Origin of the sequence: Sporosarcina sp. P34, assembly GCF_002743375.1 — a bacterium.
Lineage (GTDB): Bacteria > Bacillota > Bacilli > Bacillales_A > Planococcaceae > Sporosarcina.
This window is the reverse complement of record NZ_PDZC01000003.1, coordinates 88,920-105,316: the sequence shown is the minus strand read 5'-3', so window position 1 is coordinate 105,316 and position 16,397 is coordinate 88,920. Positions and strand designations below refer to the sequence as shown.

Below are 16,397 nucleotides of genomic sequence, written 5' to 3'. Positions count from 1 at the left end.
AATCATGCTAATACAAGACATTATGAAGACAGACGTGATTACGCTTAATTCTACACATACGATTGCAGATGCAGTGCAACTGATGAAAGAAAAACGAATTCGCCACATCCCCATCGTGAAAGATGGACAGATCGAAGGACTCGTTACAGACCGTGACGTCAAAGAAGCTTCTCCTTCAAGTATTTCGCAAAGATTGGAACCTTCACTTTATGAAACCACGCTTGATAAAATTATGAAAACTGACCTTTTGATCGGCCATCCACGGGACTTTGCGGAGGAAGCTGCGTTAATGTTTTATACGTATGAAATTGGTTGCTTACCCATCGTTTCCAATTATCAGCTGGTCGGTATTCTAACGAAAACAGATTTACTTTATAACTATATTGAGTTAACAGGTGCCAATCAGCCCAGTTCACACATTCAGATCCGCGTGCCGAACACGCCCGGTATTTTATATGAGGCATCTAAAGTATTTCACGAACACAATACGAACGTGCTTAGTGTACTTGTCTATCCTTATCAAGATAACGAAGAGTACAAAATTCTCGCTATCCGCATTAAACGAATGAATCCCCTTCCGATCATTGAAGGATTAAAAAAACAAGGATTTGAAGTTCTATGGCCAAGTGAACCGGAGATGGGCGTATGAAAAAACAAGCGAGTTTTATCTTTTCTCCTGACCAACTAAACTATGAATTTTCGGATACCCATCCTTTTAATCAAAAGCGAATCATTTTGACAAAAGATTTACTAGATGAAATGAATACGATCAAGCCTAATGAAATCGTCATTCCGCGCACAGCCACAGACGAAGAATTGCTTCTCGCTCATGACGCAAAGTATATCGAAATCGTTAAAAAGGCGAGTTCGGGAAATATCAGCGAAAATATCGGTAGTATTTACGGTATCGGTACGGAAGATACTCCTTTCTTCACTGGCATGCATGAAGCGAGTGCATTGCTCGTAGGCGGTACACTTACAGCGATTGAAGAAGTAATGGAAGGTCGTTCAAGATATGCGTTGAACCTTGGCGGCGGCTTGCATCACGGCTTCCAAGGGAAAGCATCTGGCTTCTGTATTTATAATGATAGTTCTGTAGCTATTAAATACTTACAGCAAAAATATGGAGCCCGCGTATTATATGTGGATACCGACGCGCACCACGGTGATGGCGTGCAATGGACGTTTTATGATGATCCAAATGTTTGTACATTCTCTATCCATGAAACAGGTCGCTACTTGTTTCCCGGGACAGGAAATGTGACGGAACGAGGAAATGGAGCGGGTTACGGTACCTCATTCAACTTCCCTATCGACGCTTTTACGGAAGATGAATCGTTCCTACATATCTATAAAACTGCCTTGCGTGAAGTGGCAGAACACTTCAAGCCCGACGTCATTCTTACACAAAACGGAGCAGATGCACACTACTTCGATCCACTCACGCATCTATATGGCACCATGAAGATCTACGAAGAAATTCCAAAACTTGCAAAAGATATAGCGGAAGAATTTTGTGATGGAAGATGGATTGCAATCGGCGGTGGCGGATACGACATCTGGCGCGTAGTACCACGTGCGTGGTCGCACTTATGGCTTACGATGAAAGACATCCCCACACCGACTGGAAGACTTCCAGAAGCCTGGTTAAATAAATGGCAACCCGAGTCACCTGTTTCACTAATTGAGACGTGGGAAGACCCTGAAGATCTATACGAACCAGTTCCTCGTAAATATGACATCAATGAAAAAAACGAGCAAATGCTAACAAGAGCTTTGCACATCATCCGAAAATCATAATAAAAAGCAACTTATCGCTCAGATAAGTTGCTCTTCTCATTTCTACCTATTAAAAAACAACGTATGAGTGTTGTAGATTCAAAACACGCATTACATAGGCAACGACTCCGACCTATTTTTTAACCGATTGCCGCTCTTCTAAATAATACGGTAGAATAACTTCTGTCTCTTCTACTTCTTCTTTGTTCATTAACTTCGTTAACAAACGCATCGATACGGCACCTAAATCATACAAAGGCACCACAATCGCGGTCAACTGTGGACGGACAATACGCGCAAGAATAGAGTGTTGGAAACAAATAATCTCCACATCCTCAGGAATTCTAAGATTCTCATCACGCACACCATTCATAATACCTACGGCAACTTCGTCACTGCTCGTCATGACAGCCGTCGGAGGATCAGCTAGCTTACCTAGTACATTCCAGCTCTCGTAAGCCTCATCATACGTATTGTCAGTTTCCACGATCAATGACTCATCGATCGTCATCCCTGCTTCTTCTAACGCACGAATATACCCAACACGTTTGCACACACGATTAATATCACGCGTAAAAGGTCCCGAAACAAATGCAATACGCTTATGGCCATTGTCGATCAACCTTTTTGTTACTTCAAATGCGGCCTGTTCATGATCAATATTGACGGATGGTACATTGGTTTCAAAATCCAATGTTCCTGCCAAGACGATCGGAACGTTCGCTGTCTTCATTTCTTTTCGTACTTCAGGTGAAATAGAGTCACTCATGAAGATCAGTCCATCTACTTGCTTGCCCAAATGATCTTCAAACAACTCCACTTCTCGAGAGGTACTCTTGTCTGAATTGGAAATAATGATATTGTACTCATACATCGTGGCAACGTCTGCAATCCCCCTGGATAGCTCTGCATAGTAACTCTTGGACATATCGGGGACAATTACTCCAATCGTCGTCGTACGCTTGCTAGCTAGTCCACGAGCGACGGCATTTGGCCGGTACCCCAATCGTTCAATACAGTCCAATACTTTTTTGCGAGTCGCCGGCTTCACGTTTTGATTGCCGTTCACTACGCGTGAAACCGTTGCCATCGATACGTTTGCTTCTCTTGCTACATCGTAAATAGTGATAGCCATTTTTGCTCCTCCTGTCTTTATTCCTTACTAGTATACCGTGTTCTACTGGTTTTTTGTGTTTTTCTGTGTAGAAATCTGTCATTTTATACAGAAAAACACCGACCTTTATTAATAAAGGGTCGGTGTTGGATGTTTTAGATCGTTTGGTGTGTGTTCAGGAAGCGAGTCATCTCTTCGTAGAACTTGTCAAACTGTTCAATATCCATTTGCTGTGCTGAATCCGATAATGCTACGGCTGGATCCGGATGAACCTCTGCCATAACGCCGTCTGCTCCTACTGCAATTGCCGCTTTCGCTGTTGGAAGCAATAAGTCTTTACGGCCAGTGGAATGTGTAACGTCCACGAATACCGGTAAATGTGTTTCTTGCTTCAAGATTGGAACAGCAGAGATGTCCAGCGTGTTTCGAGTAGCCGTCTCATATGTACGAATTCCTCGCTCACATAGCATAATCTCCGTATTACCTTTAGAAATAATATATTCAGCTGCATTGACGAACTCAGAAATCGTTGCAGACATTCCGCGCTTTAGAAGGACTGGCTTATTGACCATTCCAGCTTCTTTTAACAGTTCAAAGTTCTGCATGTTACGCGCACCGATTTGAATCACATCGACGTATTCGAGTGCTTCCTCTAAGTGCGATGGTGTAATGATTTCTGTGACGATAGAAAGTCCAGTTTCATCTGCAACTCGCTTTAGAATTTTTAAGCCTTCAAGCCCTAAACCTTGGAAATCATATGGAGATGTACGTGGTTTGTAAGCTCCCCCACGAATCATCGTTAATCCTTTTGCTTTGATGGACTTGGCTACCGCCAAAACCTGTTCGTAAGATTCTACTGCACAAGGTCCAAATACGAAAGATGGATGTCCGTCTCCGATTTTATGGCCGTTTACGTCAACAATCGTGTCTTCAGGTTTTTTAGTACGGGATACGAGCAATGCATTCTTCTGCTCATCTTGCTGTACTTCAAGTGCCGACATGAAAATAGATTTAAATACCTGCTCAAGGATACCGTCTGGTAAAGGGCCATGGTTTGACTTCTTTAAGACGTTGAGCATCTCGCGTTCACGAATCGGATCATATCTATTTACACCTTGCTTTTCTTTTAACTTACCAATTTCTTGGATAACGCCTGTGCGTTCATTGATCAATCGTAGAATATCTAAGTTCAACTGATCGATAATACCTCTCAACTCACCTAAATCTTGCTTGCTCATAATACCTGTCTCCTCCCCGTACATATCTTCCTTTTCTAACACCGGAATCTATGGTACATTTTTATATAATAGACCTAGTATAATGAATACTCTTAGAAAAGTCACGCAATTTCATCAAATAATTATATATTCATTATTTTCACATAGAAAAAAACTTGAAAAGAGGTTGGAAATCCTGGCTACTAAGTTATTCGCTCTCGACATCGGAACGCGCACCGTTGTAGGGATTGTACTAGAAGAACAAAATGATTCATTCCATATTGTGGACTTGATTTCTAAAGAACATAAAGAGCGATCGATGATTGATGGACAAATACATAATATTTTAAGCGTGGCGTCTATAATTCAAGAAATAAAAGAAGAATTGGAACTGATTCATGGTCCTCTACATCGCGTCAGTGTTGCGGCAGCGGGTCGTTCATTGAAGACAGCAGAGGGAACTGTGACGGTAGATATTTCAGATCGCACATTAATGTCCAATGAAGACATTAATCGATTGGAATTAGCAGCTGTACAACATGCACAGGAAAAATTACTATCCGCTCATCAATCACAAGAGGATGATCACTATTATTGCGTAGGTTATTCTGTTTTATACTACAAATTGCAAGACGAAAAGATCGGTAGTCTCATTGATCAAAAAGGGAAGTCAGCGACCGTAGAAGTCATTGCTACATTTTTACCACGAGTCGTTGTAGAATCCTTACTTGCCGCGTTAAAGCGTGCCGATTTGGAAATGGAGGCTTTAACACTCGAGCCAATCGCTGCTATTCATGTGCTCGTTCCCCCTTCCATGAGACGATTGAATATCGCATTGGTCGATATTGGTGCTGGCACATCTGACATTGCCATTGTCAGGGATAACACCGTCACAGCATATGGAATGGTACCCGTTGCAGGAGACGAAATGACTGAAGCGCTAAGTGCACATTACTTGCTCGATTTTCCTATTGCTGAACAAATGAAACGTCAAATCCAGAGTCAAGACATATTGACATTTCAAGACATTTTAGGATTTGAACAAAAAATCCCTTCAGAAGAAGTGATTGATGTAATTAGACCTTCAGTGAAACATGTAGCACTGTCGATCGCAAATGAAATCAAACGATTGAATCTCAACTCTTCTCCACAAGCCGTCATGATTGTGGGAGGTGGTGGATTAACACCTACTCTGACGAAAGAAGTGAGTATGCAACTCGATCTTCCTGAAAATCGTGTGGCGATTCGAAGTCTTGAAGCACTCTCCGGAGTTACACTTTCAGACCAAATCGAAGCTTCTCCTGCACTCGTAACGCCAATCGGTATTGCGATTGCAGCACAAAGGTCTCCCATTCATTACATTACCTTAACAGTCAATGACCAAGCTGTTCGATTATTTGAACTTAAAGAGCTCACAGTGGGCGATACACTCCTAGCCGCCCGTGTTACTGCACGTCAGTTATACGGTAGACCCGGACTCGCACTAACTGTAAAAGTAAACGGGCGTTGGAGAACACTTCCTGGCGAGCACGGCTCATCTACAACCATCCTATTAAACGGTACTGAAGCCAGCACTAAGGACCCTGTTCACAATCATGACTGTATCGAGCTATTGTTTGGTAAAGACGGCACTGACGCCACAGCGACAGTCAGAGACTTGGTAGATGCGCCTGAAACAATATGTTTTGAGCTCGACGGAGTAACGCAGACGATTACGGGTGAAATTTTGCTTAACGGAAAGGCGGTCGCAATTGATACCGAGATTGCGGATCGAGATGAACTAACTGTGAATCCAGCGAATCGAATACAAGACGTACTAACGTCTCCTATACATTCTGGTACAGATTCCTTCATTGTGACATGGAACGGAACTCCCCACCGCCTAAAGAAACGCGAAACCCTCTATATCGCAAACGGACAAGAAGTGTCTGCTGACTATCAAATTCACGCAAACGATATCATTGAAATGCGCCAACATGCCTCCCTTTCCTTAAAGGAAATAGCAAGGGATTTAGATATTGTGCTAGAAGAGCGTGCCGATGTAACATTTAATGATGAACCTGTGACGATCAAAAAACCACGAACCGCTGTGTATGTAAATGGACAACTGGCTAGTCTGGACTACCAAGTACAAGCTAATGACCATGTGGAGTTTAAATCGTTGCCCACTTCTCCTATACTATTCAGTGATGTATTTTCATTCACTGATTTTTCCTTACCGTCCCAATCCACCACTTCCTATCAATTACTGCGTAATGGCGAATCCATTCGCTTTGATGAATTGATATTCGGTGGAGATCAACTACGTATTCTATTTGTGTAACAGCTACGCTGTGCGGAAGTAACGCATGGCGTAGCTTTTTCTTTATGGCTGCTCTGACTAATCGTATCCATAGAAAAAACCTTCCCGTAAAGGAAGGTTTTCGTTATTATTTAGAATGAATTTTGTTGTTGTTGTTTGAAGATGAGTTGTTAGCTTTAGATTGATTTGTATTCTTTTTAGCGGAAGCATTTGCATTAGGAGATTTAGTATCATTGTTTTGGTTAGCAGATTTGTCGGCTTTAACTTGGTCTGCATTTTTATTTGTTGTTTCTTTTACTTTTGAAAGTTCCCCTGACTTTTCATTGTTTTCTTTTGAACTTTTATAATCAGTTGCCTCTTCGCCTTCAGATGATACAGTACCATCGTCCATTGGAACATTTGTTTTTGATTTAGCAGACTTCACTTTGTCAACTAGCTGTTCTGACTGTTCTTGCAAGTTTTGAGACAACTCAGAAGTCTTCTCTTTTGCAGCTGTAGTAAACGCTGCAGTTTTTTCTTTTGCCGTGTCCGTCAAGTCAGCTGTGTAATCTTTTGCTGCACTTGAAAATTCCACTGCTTTATCTTTTGCTGTGCTTGAAAACTCTACCGCTTTATCTTTTGCTGTTGAGCTCAATTCAATACTCTTGTCTTTTAATTGTGAAGCTTGTGTAGTGAAATCTTCACGCATTTCACGGCCTGTCTTCGGTGCTAAGAACAATGCAGTCGCAGCGCCGATTACCCCACCGATGATTGCGCCAGCAATGAAACTACCTGTACCATTACTATCCTCATCATACAGATCATGAGTTGAACGATATGTGTAGTTCGCTGGATATTGTGGTTGGCCATACGTATTTGAGTAGTTACCTTGGTTGTCGTTATAGTTCGGTTTGTTTTCTGTCATTTTTCTTCCTCCTGTGAATTAACTATTTTTGTATGTTTTAAAGGAAAATGCTTGTACTAGGAGCGCGATTTGTATACTGTCCAACCAGCGGACGTTTTAGGTTGCCGTTCTTTTACTTGATCATATAGATTAACTGCAACGGTTCCCCACTGTACGACTTGCGCGATTTTGTCACTGTTTTGTTCAGCGTTTGTAGTTACTGAGTTTGAGATCCGATGAACTGATTGATTGAGAGTGTTCACTGAGTCACCTACTCCTTTTACTGCATCCACCACAGTGTTCAGCTTGTCCGCTTTTCCTTGTAAATCTTCGGCTAGCTGATTGGTCTTTTGAAGAAGTTGTGTACTTTCTGTAGTCACTCCCTCTAATTGCTTTGATAAGTCACCTACTGTATGCGAGACACTCTGTAAAGATGTCTTTAACGACCCCAGTGTCATAGCCAGACTTACACAAAGAATAAGAAATGCGATTGCGGCAATCACTGCTGCAACGTAAAGTAAATTGATCACTTACGTTATCCTCCTAGAGCATATTCTTACGAAAACTTTACCCCTCTTTGAGAGTTTCTAAACTTTTCGTCCTATACTCCTGTTCGACATAACTGGGTGATATCCTTTATCGAAACCAAAAAACCTAAAAAAAAAGAGAGAAACAGCCCTCTCATAAAAGATTAGGCTGTTTCTTCTTTCGTAATATCAGAAGTGAATTGTTTTAAATATAATTGGATATCTCCAGCTCCCATAAAAAGAATGACAGAATTTTCATGTGCTGCTAAATCTGACATATCTTCTATCTTCAAATGTTGGGAGTTGGGGATTTTATCTATCAAATCGTGAATCGTTAAGCTACCGACTTTCTCCCGTGCAGAACCGAAGATGTCACATAAGTATACATGATCTGCTTCAGACAGACTTTCTGCAAATTGATCTAACATCGCTGCTGTTCTGCTGAATGTATGCGGTTGGAATACCGCAATCACTTCACGGTTCGGATATTTTTGACGTGCAGAATCCAATGTTGCACGGATTTCGGTAGGATGATGTGCATAATCATCTACAATGATACGGTCATCTACTTCCATGACAGAAAAACGTCTTTTTACGCCTGTAAACGTCGCAAAGCGTTCATTCACAATGTCAGCTGGAATATCTTCATAATGACATAGTGTAATTACACTCAACGCATTTCTAATAGCATGATCGCCTGTTAATACAATGGTGAAACGGTGATAGAATTCATTTCGAATGAACACATCAAACGAACAACCATTTTCATCTTTTTCAATATTTGCTGCGTAAAAGTCATTGGATGAATCCAAGCCATAATAGACAATCGGAACTTGACATTGAAGTTTTTGAAGATTGTCGTCGTCACCACAAGCGATTAATGCCTTCTTCACTTGGCTCGCCATCTGGCCGAAAGCGCTCAAAATATCGTCCAGACTTGTGAAATAATCCGGATGATCGAAATCAATATTCGTCATGATGGCATAGTCTGGATGGTAGGCCAAAAAGTGTCGTTTGTATTCACACGCTTCAAATACAAAGTTCTTCGCATTCTCGATACCTTTACCTGTACCATCCCCTATTAAGTACGATGTTGGCGCAAAGCCACCCAATACATGCGCAAGCAAACCCGTTGTAGACGTTTTGCCATGCGTACCCGTTACACCTATGGAAGTAAATTGTTCCATATAGTCGCCTAAGAAATCATGGTAACGAATAACTTCTATACCAAGTTCTGCTGCTCGTAGTAATTCAGGATGATCATCTTTAAATGCGTTTCCTGCAATCACTTTCATGCCCGGCTGAATATTATTTTCGTCAAATGGCAGTACTTTTATATTTCGTTCATGCAAGGGATCTTCGGTGAAAAAGTATTTTTCCACATCAGACCCTTGAACTTCATACGAAGAGTCATGTAGCAACTGGGCAAGGGAACTCATTCCCGATCCTTTGATACCAGTAAAATGTAACAATGTCATATTGAAACCTCCCGGGAGTTCTTTCATCCCACTTTTTATCTTCCATTGTCCAATAATGGATGAGAAGATTATTTCTTGTCATAGTATACCATGCGTTCGATCAAACCTTTAGATTGGAACGATGCATTCGTTATTTCATGAAACTTTCAAATGCTTGCTCAGTCAAAAAGACGTCGCGTGGTCTGCTCCCTCTTTGCTCAGATATAAATTGATTAGCTTCCATTCGGTCGATTAACTTTGCCGCCCGGTTATAACCGATGCTGAAATGGCGCTGTAATGCCGAGGTGGATGCACTCCCCTGCTCCATGACAAAGTTGCAGGCTTGCTCAAATAATGGATCCGATTCCTCTTCTCGGACAGCGGCTGCCAGCAAATCCTCTTGGCCGAATAAGTAATTCGGTTCTGCTTCATTACGAACATGTTCTATTATACGCTCGATTTCATCATCCGTGACAAATGTCCCCTGAAGACGGACAGGAGCCGATTGGCCATTACCTAAATACAGCATATCTCCCTTACCAAGTAAACGATCTGCCCCTATTGAATCTAAGATGGTTCTTGAATCTACTTGGGAAGACACAGCGAATGCTATACGAGTCGGGATATTAGCTTTAATCGTTCCGGTAATGACATCAACAGAAGGTCGCTGAGTTGCGATGATTAGATGAATACCACATGCCCTAGCTTTCTGAGTGATTCGGCTGATCGACACTTCTACGTCCGCAGGTGCCATCATCATTAAATCTGCTAACTCATCAATCACTACTAGAATATAAGGCATCTTTAAAGAGAAACGTCGTGATGCCATGACCATTTCGTTATAGCGTTCAATATTACGTACACTGGAATGCGCAAACAGTTCATAGCGTCTTTCCATCTCATTAACTGCCCATTTCAATGCCGCAGTCGCTGCTTTTACATCTGTAATAACCGGACTTAACAAGTGTGGAATGCCGTTGTATGGTGCCAATTCCACCATTTTCGGATCAATGAGCAATAGTTTCAGATCATGATGTGAAGCCTTATACAGCAAACTGATCAGTATAGAGTTGATACAAACGGATTTTCCGGAGCCTGTAGCACCCGCAATCATTCCGTGTGGCATCTTCCGTAGATCAATGGTTTGCGGCTCCCCTGTCAAACTAAGCCCTAATACTGCTTCTAGGGGCGAGTCTGATGTCTTAAATGAATCGCTGTCAATAACCTCTGAAATTCGAACCGCACGTGTTTTACGATTCGGAATTTCAATACCAATCATACTTGTACCTGGAATCGGCGCTTGGATACGAATATCTCTAGCTGCCAACGCCAATTTTAAGTCGTCGGTAAGATTTCGAATTTTACTTACTTTCGTCCCTTGCATCACCGTTAACTCAAACATTGTCACGGCAGGACCTTGTACAGCTTGTTCAACTGTTGCCTGCACAGCGAAGTACGAAAGAGTTTCTTCTAACGTAGCGGACTGCGCCGCAAGCCACTCCTCATCAACGATTTCTTCTTCCGGAGGTGCCAAGTATTGCATCGTCGGGAATCCATAATGTGGTGGTTCTTCTTCGATGATTTCCTCTTCAGGCTCTTCTACAATCGTTTCAGAAGTTGTAGCGACCATTTCGGTTACTTCAACGTGAGATTCTACTGTAATAGATTCTGGTTTTTCAATAGAACCCAGTTCTTCCACGTTCAGTTCTACACTATTCTCCTGTTGTTCAAGCTGTACCGATTGTGCATCTTCCGGCGATTCTGTTTGTCCCGCAACAGGGTGATCTGCTTCGTTTTCGACTGACGCTTCCTCAACTAATTCTTTCTTTGCTGCATTAGCTGCAATGAGCTCTTCTACTCTTGCCGCTAATTTTTCTTTATCAGATTTAAGCATCAAGACATTAAAAGGCACAACTTTTTCTTTCTTAGCTGGTTGTACTGGCTCCTCTTGATCATCCATTTCGAATTCTACTTCATTCGATTCTAATTCATTCGTTTCTACTTCTTCTTCTTCTTCTTCTTCTTCTTCTTCTTCTATTGTAACGGTTACAAGCGCTTCCGAATCTACTACAATTTCTTCTGTTTCAGTTGCAACATCGTCATACGTTTTTACTTCTGTTTCTACTTCTATATTTGCTTGCGCAGTATCTTCCGTTTGTGCAAAGACTTCTTGCGATTCTTCTGGCGCCACAATCGTTACTTGAGCTTCTTCGATTTCATCATGCTTATCGTCGTGTGCAGCTACTTCTAGTGACTCTTCTTCCACTTGTGTTTCTTCAGTCTGTTCCACTAGTTCCGTAGGATTTTCTGATACTTTTAATTTGGGTTCTTCTACTTTTTGAGTATGTTCTTCCGCTGAGGTCATCTCCGACTGTCTTTTTTCTGATGAACTAGCAAACAATGGTGCTTTATTTGGTTGTTGGTTAGAAATCAACGACAATGGCAATTCTCCGTCGTGGTCTTCAAATTGTTCATGTAACTCTTGATCTTTCATATCTTTCTTCTCTATGACCGATTCCATAGCCTCACTGATTGGAGAACTAGTGTTCAATCCGTAGATAGGTGAAGGCACGTGCGAAGGCGAAAATGGCCTTCTAAATATCTTTGGCCTCTCTACTTTCACAGGTTCCTCTTGATGACGAGATGGTACTTCTGGTTCAGGGCGTCGCGACTCATAGGGCTCAATACGTTGCGGCTCCGAGTGCATGGTACGTTCTTGCTTTCTTCCGGTAAACGGTAGAGGCAATGGATTCGATGTCGGTGGAATGATATGAGAAAAATCACGTTTTGCTTCTGCACGGTAGACATTTCCACTTCGCTCATAACGACCTGGCCAACGTTCATTCTGTTCTAAAGGAAGTATTTCATACGGCTCTTCTTCTGTTATTTCATCTTTTTGTAAATAATCTTTCGTATATTCATCATGATGGGTCTGTGGTTCCCATCCATAAATTTCGTAGTCAGAAACTATCGGAAACCGAAAGTTTGTTTTTTTATCTTCATCAAGATCTTCGTTTTGGTTTTGTTTTTGATTTAGGTTTTTATTTTGGTTTAGATTATTTTTATCATGAGTATTTTCAGTAGTTGGTTGTTCAAATAATGGGTTGTTTTTTTCAGTGCCTTCTTGCATTTGCTGAAGGCGTCTTTTCATATTCCGTAGCCAGCTCAAATATATCACTCTTTTCATATCAATCATTTCATTTTAACAGGTTACCTAGGAGGAAATCAAACAGTTCTATGTTCTTTCTGTATAAAATGATGATTTGTAACCCTTTGTAACAATAATACAAAAAAGCTTTTGCTACAAGCCTAATGAGGCTTATGCAAAAGCTTTTTCCTATGGATATATTTACAATTTACCTTCGAAAGCTTCTCCGACTTTCTTATCGTCTTCTAATACGAGGATTCCTTTTGCGTCGGGCGCATCTTGCAGATTGAGTTCTTTAGCAGAACAAATCATACCAGACGAAGCGACACCACGAAGTTCCGCATCACGAATGACCATACCTGAAGGCATTACAGCGCCTACTTTTGCTACGACTACTTTCTGTCCGGCTTCCACATTAGAGGCTCCACAAACGATTTGCAATGTTTCATCGCCTACATCTACCTGGCAAATGTTCAATTTATCTGCATTTGGATGCTTTTCCTTTTCAGCAACATAGCCTATAACGAATTTTGGAATGAAGTCCAATTCCAATTCTAACGCAATGTCATTTTTCTCTAAAGCTTCTTGTATTTGTTCGCCAAGCTCTTCTGTCAGTTCTACTTGACCTACTGTTGAAACAGTGAAATAACTGGATGCATCAAATAAATTGAACGCGACTACAGTTTCTGTCTCTTCATTTTTAATCAACGCGACATTATTTTTTCTTTCCACAGTAATTGCTGCAGGTCTTTCCGTTGTAAGTTGAACGAACAATACGTCGCCAACACCTTCTGGATTATAAAATATATTCATTTTTTCTGATCCCTTCTTGCCAATCTATTTTTCGCCATAATGAAAATCGGTTCAAGCTTACCATCTTCATAAATGAAAGACAATGATGTAACTGGTACGGCACCTGTTGTGAAAAACTGCATCGCGATCTGCGCCACGACGTCATAGCCTGTTTCATTCCGTATATCTCCAATGATTAACACATCTTGGTGAGGAACAGAAACGACCATATGCCCTTGTATTTTTTGTTCCATTTCTCTCATGAATGGCTGATTCAATATTCTGCTCGCATCATATCCATCGTTATTGTTGATGAAGTAGAATATATTATCAGATACGACATCTTGCTTATACGTTGTCGGTAACGACTTCACTTTAAACATTGCGACTTCCTGTATTTCCTGTTCTGTCATCTGCAGATCGGACAGCATCCCTTGATCAATCAAGCGATACGTGTTCCCTAAATCCAGCGCATAGAAAATTCGTGTTTCTGCTGTATGCTCTTTCGTTAAGAAAGCTTGTCCTGCGGAACTTTCAGTTGGGAATGAAGTCGAACGGATGACAGGATAAATCGTATTTTCTCCCGCAAAGCCTTTTGCCTGTTCTTGCTCCATAGCGCGAAACGTCTCTTGGACGGTATACACCACTTCATCGATTGCGCGTTCGTTTTTCTGTTCATACTTGGATAGAATTTCAGGTAATGAAATATCCATGCCTTTATGAAGAGTATGGTGGACAATCCGCAATTTATCTGCCCGACGATCAAATTGCCAATCGAAGTTCTCTTTAGGTAAGCGTTTCTTTAGTTCTTCTACCAAATCTTCAGCTTCCATTCGTTAACCCTCTCCTTCAATACTCATAATTACTTACTCGTCGTCATGTTGAACCGAACGAGCAATTTCCATCATCATTTCTACATATGCTTTGGTATTTTCTTCATCTGTCACAGTTTCAACTTTCGCCCCGCCTACGTTGGCGATTAACTCTACTTGTTTCTCACCTTTTTGTATGACCGCAACAAAGCCAAATGCTTCATCTTTAGAAAATGTTTGTGCACCTACTAAATCATCCGGTTCATCCGTTAATAGTACGTCATAATAGACTTGACTATTTTTCTTTTCATTCGGATTAACTGTTAGATAAAATGAATCATTTCGTTTAGTTAAAACAATCTGTTGGGAAGTTGATTCTTTATCCATTCGTAGAGTTGGCGGTTTATAGAATTCAATATCGCCCACCGTTTGATTTGGTTTTTTGCTATTTAGTTCGAATGCTTTTTTTGCTGAAACAAATGCATCGTCAGTACGAACTTCCACTTTTTGATTACATCCTACCAACACGACAGCTAGTAGCAACAGCAAGAAAACCTTTCCACTTCGCAACATTCAGGTTCCCCCCTTCTCTACCTTCGTTCAAATTTCTATCAGTCCTATTCTAATCGCACCCCGACGCTATTGCAATCGTCAGCTCTGTATCGACATGCTATACAAGAGCTGGCCAATCAATAATTGCATGATATGTTCAAATAACGCATCCCTTGGTACAAGTTGTGCCGTTAACATCCCCATAGCCCCTTCTGACATGCGAACATTTTGCTTTTTAAAATAGGCATCCACCGCATCACCGAGTTCATTGCCACGGCGAATTTCGTCGGCCAATTCTTCTGGTAAAGGGATTTGTGCTCCCGCAGCAGTAAACGTTTTGCCGTCCGGTGTGGTGAGGGCGCCCCAATTGCAGAGATACATCGTGCCAAAAAGCATATGAACTCCGCCTTCTAAACCTATTCCATAAGCATTCTTTGCTACAGTGACTGAACGATTGATTGCGCCTTGCCGTGTTTCTTCCTCACTCATCGGCTGTGCGCTGACGCCTGACGGAACGGACGCAAAGGAAATCATACTGTTCTCCACGTAACGTTCAACGACCCGAACTACCGCACGCTTTTTCGCCTGATTTTCAGAGCCAAGAACAAATTCCATTCCACATCCTCATTTCATTTCTAGTCGTTTAGCCATTTTGTTTAATAGTTTCCACAGTTGTTTTATCACATGCTTTTACTAGTTTTGTAATTAATTCTTTCGCTGCTGCATAATCATCTGTGTGGATAATGGAAGCCGCAGTATGGATGTAACGAGAACAAATACCGATGACAGCACTTGGCACGCCGTTATTGGCTACATGTACTTGCCCTGCATCCGTACCGCCTTGGGATACAAAGTATTGATACGGTATATTGTGAGTTTCAGCAGTATCTAAAATGAATTCGCGCATACCACGGTGTGTGATCATCGAGCGGTCCATAATACGTAACAACGTTCCTTGACCCAATTGTCCAAATTCTTTTTTATCGCCACTTGCATCATTTGCAGGACTTGCATCGAGTGCGAAGAATAGATCAGGATCTATCATACGTGCTGCCGTTTGCGCGCCACGTAAGCCGACTTCTTCCATAACGGTTGCCCCTGAATACAATGTATTCGGCAACGTTTCGTCTTTCACTTCTTGCAACAGTTCTATAGCAAGACCGCAACCATAGCGGTTATCCCATGCTTTGGCCATAATCTTTTTGGGATTAGCCATCGGTGTGAACGGACAAATCGGCAAGATTTGCTGACCGGGACGAATACCAAAACGCTCAGCATCGGCTTTGTCGTCAGCGCCAACATCAATCAGCATATTTTTGATGTCCATTGGTTTTCTGCGCTCTGCGTCACTCAACAAGTGCGGTGGGATAGAACCGATCACACCGGGAATTTCTGCATCTTCCGTGATGATCTGGACTCGCTGAGCCAATAACACTTGGTTCCACCAGCCTCCCAACGGCTGAAAACGAAGCATTCCGTTATCTGTAATACCTGTTACCATGAAGCCGACTTCATCCATATGTCCAGCAACCATAATTTTCGGCTCGTCTTCTTTTCCGTGACGAACACCAAACACGCCACCGAGACCATCTTGAATAATTTCATCCGAGTTCTGTGCCAACTGCTCGCGCATAAAAGCCCGGACACGGTATTCATTACCTGGTGCGCCCGGAAGTTCAGTCAATGTACGAAATAACGCCAATGTTTCTTTTTTCATCTAAATCCCTCACTTTTTAATTGTCTATGTGTAGTATATCCACATAGTAAACAGATGAATACTAATTAGGTTACAAATGTACTTTACACAAAAATGC

14 protein-coding genes are annotated in these 16,397 nt (G+C 41.7%); 3 read left to right on the top strand and 11 right to left on the bottom strand.

The window, feature by feature from the left end:
* Positions 1-4 precede the first annotated feature (4 nt).
* On the top strand, positions 5-649 hold the full coding sequence (locus CSV63_RS06570) for an acetoin utilization AcuB family protein (protein WP_099695114.1): 645 nt from the start codon (positions 5-7) through the stop codon (positions 647-649).
* Positions 646-1,800, top strand: coding sequence for an acetoin utilization protein AcuC (locus CSV63_RS06565; RefSeq protein ID WP_099695113.1), 1,155 nt, complete (start codon positions 646-648; stop codon positions 1,798-1,800). The genes CSV63_RS06570 and CSV63_RS06565 overlap by 4 nt, the downstream gene beginning before the upstream one ends.
* A 112-nt stretch (positions 1,801-1,912) precedes the next feature.
* Here CSV63_RS06565 and ccpA read toward each other — a convergent pair whose 3' ends face one another.
* Positions 1,913-2,914, bottom strand: coding sequence for a catabolite control protein A (ccpA, locus tag CSV63_RS06560; RefSeq protein ID WP_099695112.1), 1,002 nt, complete (start codon positions 2,912-2,914; stop codon positions 1,913-1,915).
* A gap of 134 nt (positions 2,915-3,048) precedes the next feature.
* The gene (locus CSV63_RS06555; RefSeq protein WP_099695111.1) at positions 3,049-4,131 is read right to left on the bottom strand and encodes a bifunctional 3-deoxy-7-phosphoheptulonate synthase/chorismate mutase; all 1,083 of its coding nucleotides are present in this window, start codon (positions 4,129-4,131) and stop codon (positions 3,049-3,051) included.
* 166 nt (positions 4,132-4,297) lie between these two features.
* Here CSV63_RS06555 and CSV63_RS06550 point away from each other — a divergent pair, with 166 nt between their 5' ends.
* Positions 4,298-6,433 (top strand): cell division protein FtsA, encoded by a 2,136-nt coding sequence (locus tag CSV63_RS06550; RefSeq protein WP_369823802.1) that lies wholly within the window; start codon positions 4,298-4,300, stop codon positions 6,431-6,433.
* Between the two features lie 106 nt (positions 6,434-6,539).
* Here the strand turns inward: CSV63_RS06550 and CSV63_RS06545 are convergent, their stop codons facing one another.
* From CSV63_RS06545 to CSV63_RS06505, 9 genes are all read right to left on the bottom strand, one after another.
* Complete coding sequence (locus CSV63_RS06545) at positions 6,540-7,316, bottom strand: YtxH domain-containing protein (protein ID WP_099695110.1); 777 nt, start codon at positions 7,314-7,316, stop codon at positions 6,540-6,542.
* Positions 7,317-7,372: 56 nt separating this feature from the next.
* The gene (locus tag CSV63_RS06540; RefSeq protein WP_099695109.1) at positions 7,373-7,825 is read right to left on the bottom strand and encodes a DUF948 domain-containing protein; all 453 of its coding nucleotides are present in this window, start codon (positions 7,823-7,825) and stop codon (positions 7,373-7,375) included.
* Positions 7,826-7,986: 161 nt separating this feature from the next.
* Positions 7,987-9,300, bottom strand: a complete 1,314-nt coding sequence (gene murC, locus CSV63_RS06535) for a UDP-N-acetylmuramate--L-alanine ligase (protein WP_099695108.1) — start codon at positions 9,298-9,300, stop codon at positions 7,987-7,989.
* Positions 9,301-9,430: 130 nt separating this feature from the next.
* Complete coding sequence (locus CSV63_RS06530; protein ID WP_233191975.1) at positions 9,431-12,430, bottom strand: DNA translocase FtsK; 3,000 nt, start codon at positions 12,428-12,430, stop codon at positions 9,431-9,433.
* A gap of 198 nt (positions 12,431-12,628) precedes the next feature.
* A complete protein-coding gene (gene ytpR / locus CSV63_RS06525) occupies positions 12,629-13,240 on the bottom strand; it encodes a YtpR family tRNA-binding protein (RefSeq protein WP_099695106.1) in 612 nt (203 codons plus the stop codon).
* Positions 13,237-14,052, bottom strand: a complete 816-nt coding sequence (locus tag CSV63_RS06520; protein WP_099695105.1) for a DUF1444 domain-containing protein — start codon at positions 14,050-14,052, stop codon at positions 13,237-13,239. The genes ytpR and CSV63_RS06520 overlap by 4 nt, the downstream gene beginning before the upstream one ends.
* Positions 14,053-14,085: 33 nt before the next feature.
* Positions 14,086-14,604: a hypothetical protein gene (locus tag CSV63_RS06515; protein ID WP_099695104.1), complete on the bottom strand. Its 519-nt coding sequence runs from the start codon at positions 14,602-14,604 to the stop codon at positions 14,086-14,088.
* A gap of 78 nt (positions 14,605-14,682) precedes the next feature.
* Positions 14,683-15,198: a DUF84 family protein gene (locus CSV63_RS06510; RefSeq protein WP_099695103.1), complete on the bottom strand. Its 516-nt coding sequence runs from the start codon at positions 15,196-15,198 to the stop codon at positions 14,683-14,685.
* A 28-nt stretch (positions 15,199-15,226) separates the two neighbouring features.
* Positions 15,227-16,300 (bottom strand): M42 family metallopeptidase, encoded by a 1,074-nt coding sequence (locus CSV63_RS06505; RefSeq protein WP_099695102.1) that lies wholly within the window; start codon positions 16,298-16,300, stop codon positions 15,227-15,229.
* Positions 16,301-16,397 lie beyond the last annotated feature (97 nt).

What these genes read in the sequence shown, in the direction of transcription:
- CSV63_RS06570 (WP_099695114.1), top strand. Translation starts at nt 5, where the DNA reads ATGCTAATACAAGACATTATGAAGACAGACGTGATTACGCTTAATTCT.
- CSV63_RS06565 (WP_099695113.1), top strand. Translation starts at nt 646, where the DNA reads ATGAAAAAACAAGCGAGTTTTATCTTTTCTCCTGACCAACTAAACTAT.
- ccpA (WP_099695112.1), bottom strand. Translation starts at nt 2,914, where the DNA reads ATGGCTATCACTATTTACGATGTAGCAAGAGAAGCAAACGTATCGATG.
- CSV63_RS06555 (WP_099695111.1), bottom strand. Translation starts at nt 4,131, where the DNA reads ATGAGCAAGCAAGATTTAGGTGAGTTGAGAGGTATTATCGATCAGTTG.
- CSV63_RS06545 (WP_099695110.1), bottom strand. Translation starts at nt 7,316, where the DNA reads ATGACAGAAAACAAACCGAACTATAACGACAACCAAGGTAACTACTCA.
- murC (WP_099695108.1), bottom strand. Translation starts at nt 9,300, where the DNA reads ATGACATTGTTACATTTTACTGGTATCAAAGGATCGGGAATGAGTTCC.
- CSV63_RS06530 (WP_233191975.1), bottom strand. Translation starts at nt 12,430, where the DNA reads ATGAAAAGACGCCTTCAGCAAATGCAAGAAGGCACTGAAAAAAACAAC.
- ytpR (WP_099695106.1), bottom strand. Translation starts at nt 13,240, where the DNA reads ATGAATATATTTTATAATCCAGAAGGTGTTGGCGACGTATTGTTCGTT.
- CSV63_RS06520 (WP_099695105.1), bottom strand. Translation starts at nt 14,052, where the DNA reads ATGGAAGCTGAAGATTTGGTAGAAGAACTAAAGAAACGCTTACCTAAA.
- CSV63_RS06515 (WP_099695104.1), bottom strand. Translation starts at nt 14,604, where the DNA reads ATGTTGCGAAGTGGAAAGGTTTTCTTGCTGTTGCTACTAGCTGTCGTG.
- CSV63_RS06510 (WP_099695103.1), bottom strand. Translation starts at nt 15,198, where the DNA reads ATGGAATTTGTTCTTGGCTCTGAAAATCAGGCGAAAAAGCGTGCGGTA.
- CSV63_RS06505 (WP_099695102.1), bottom strand. Translation starts at nt 16,300, where the DNA reads ATGAAAAAAGAAACATTGGCGTTATTTCGTACATTGACTGAACTTCCG.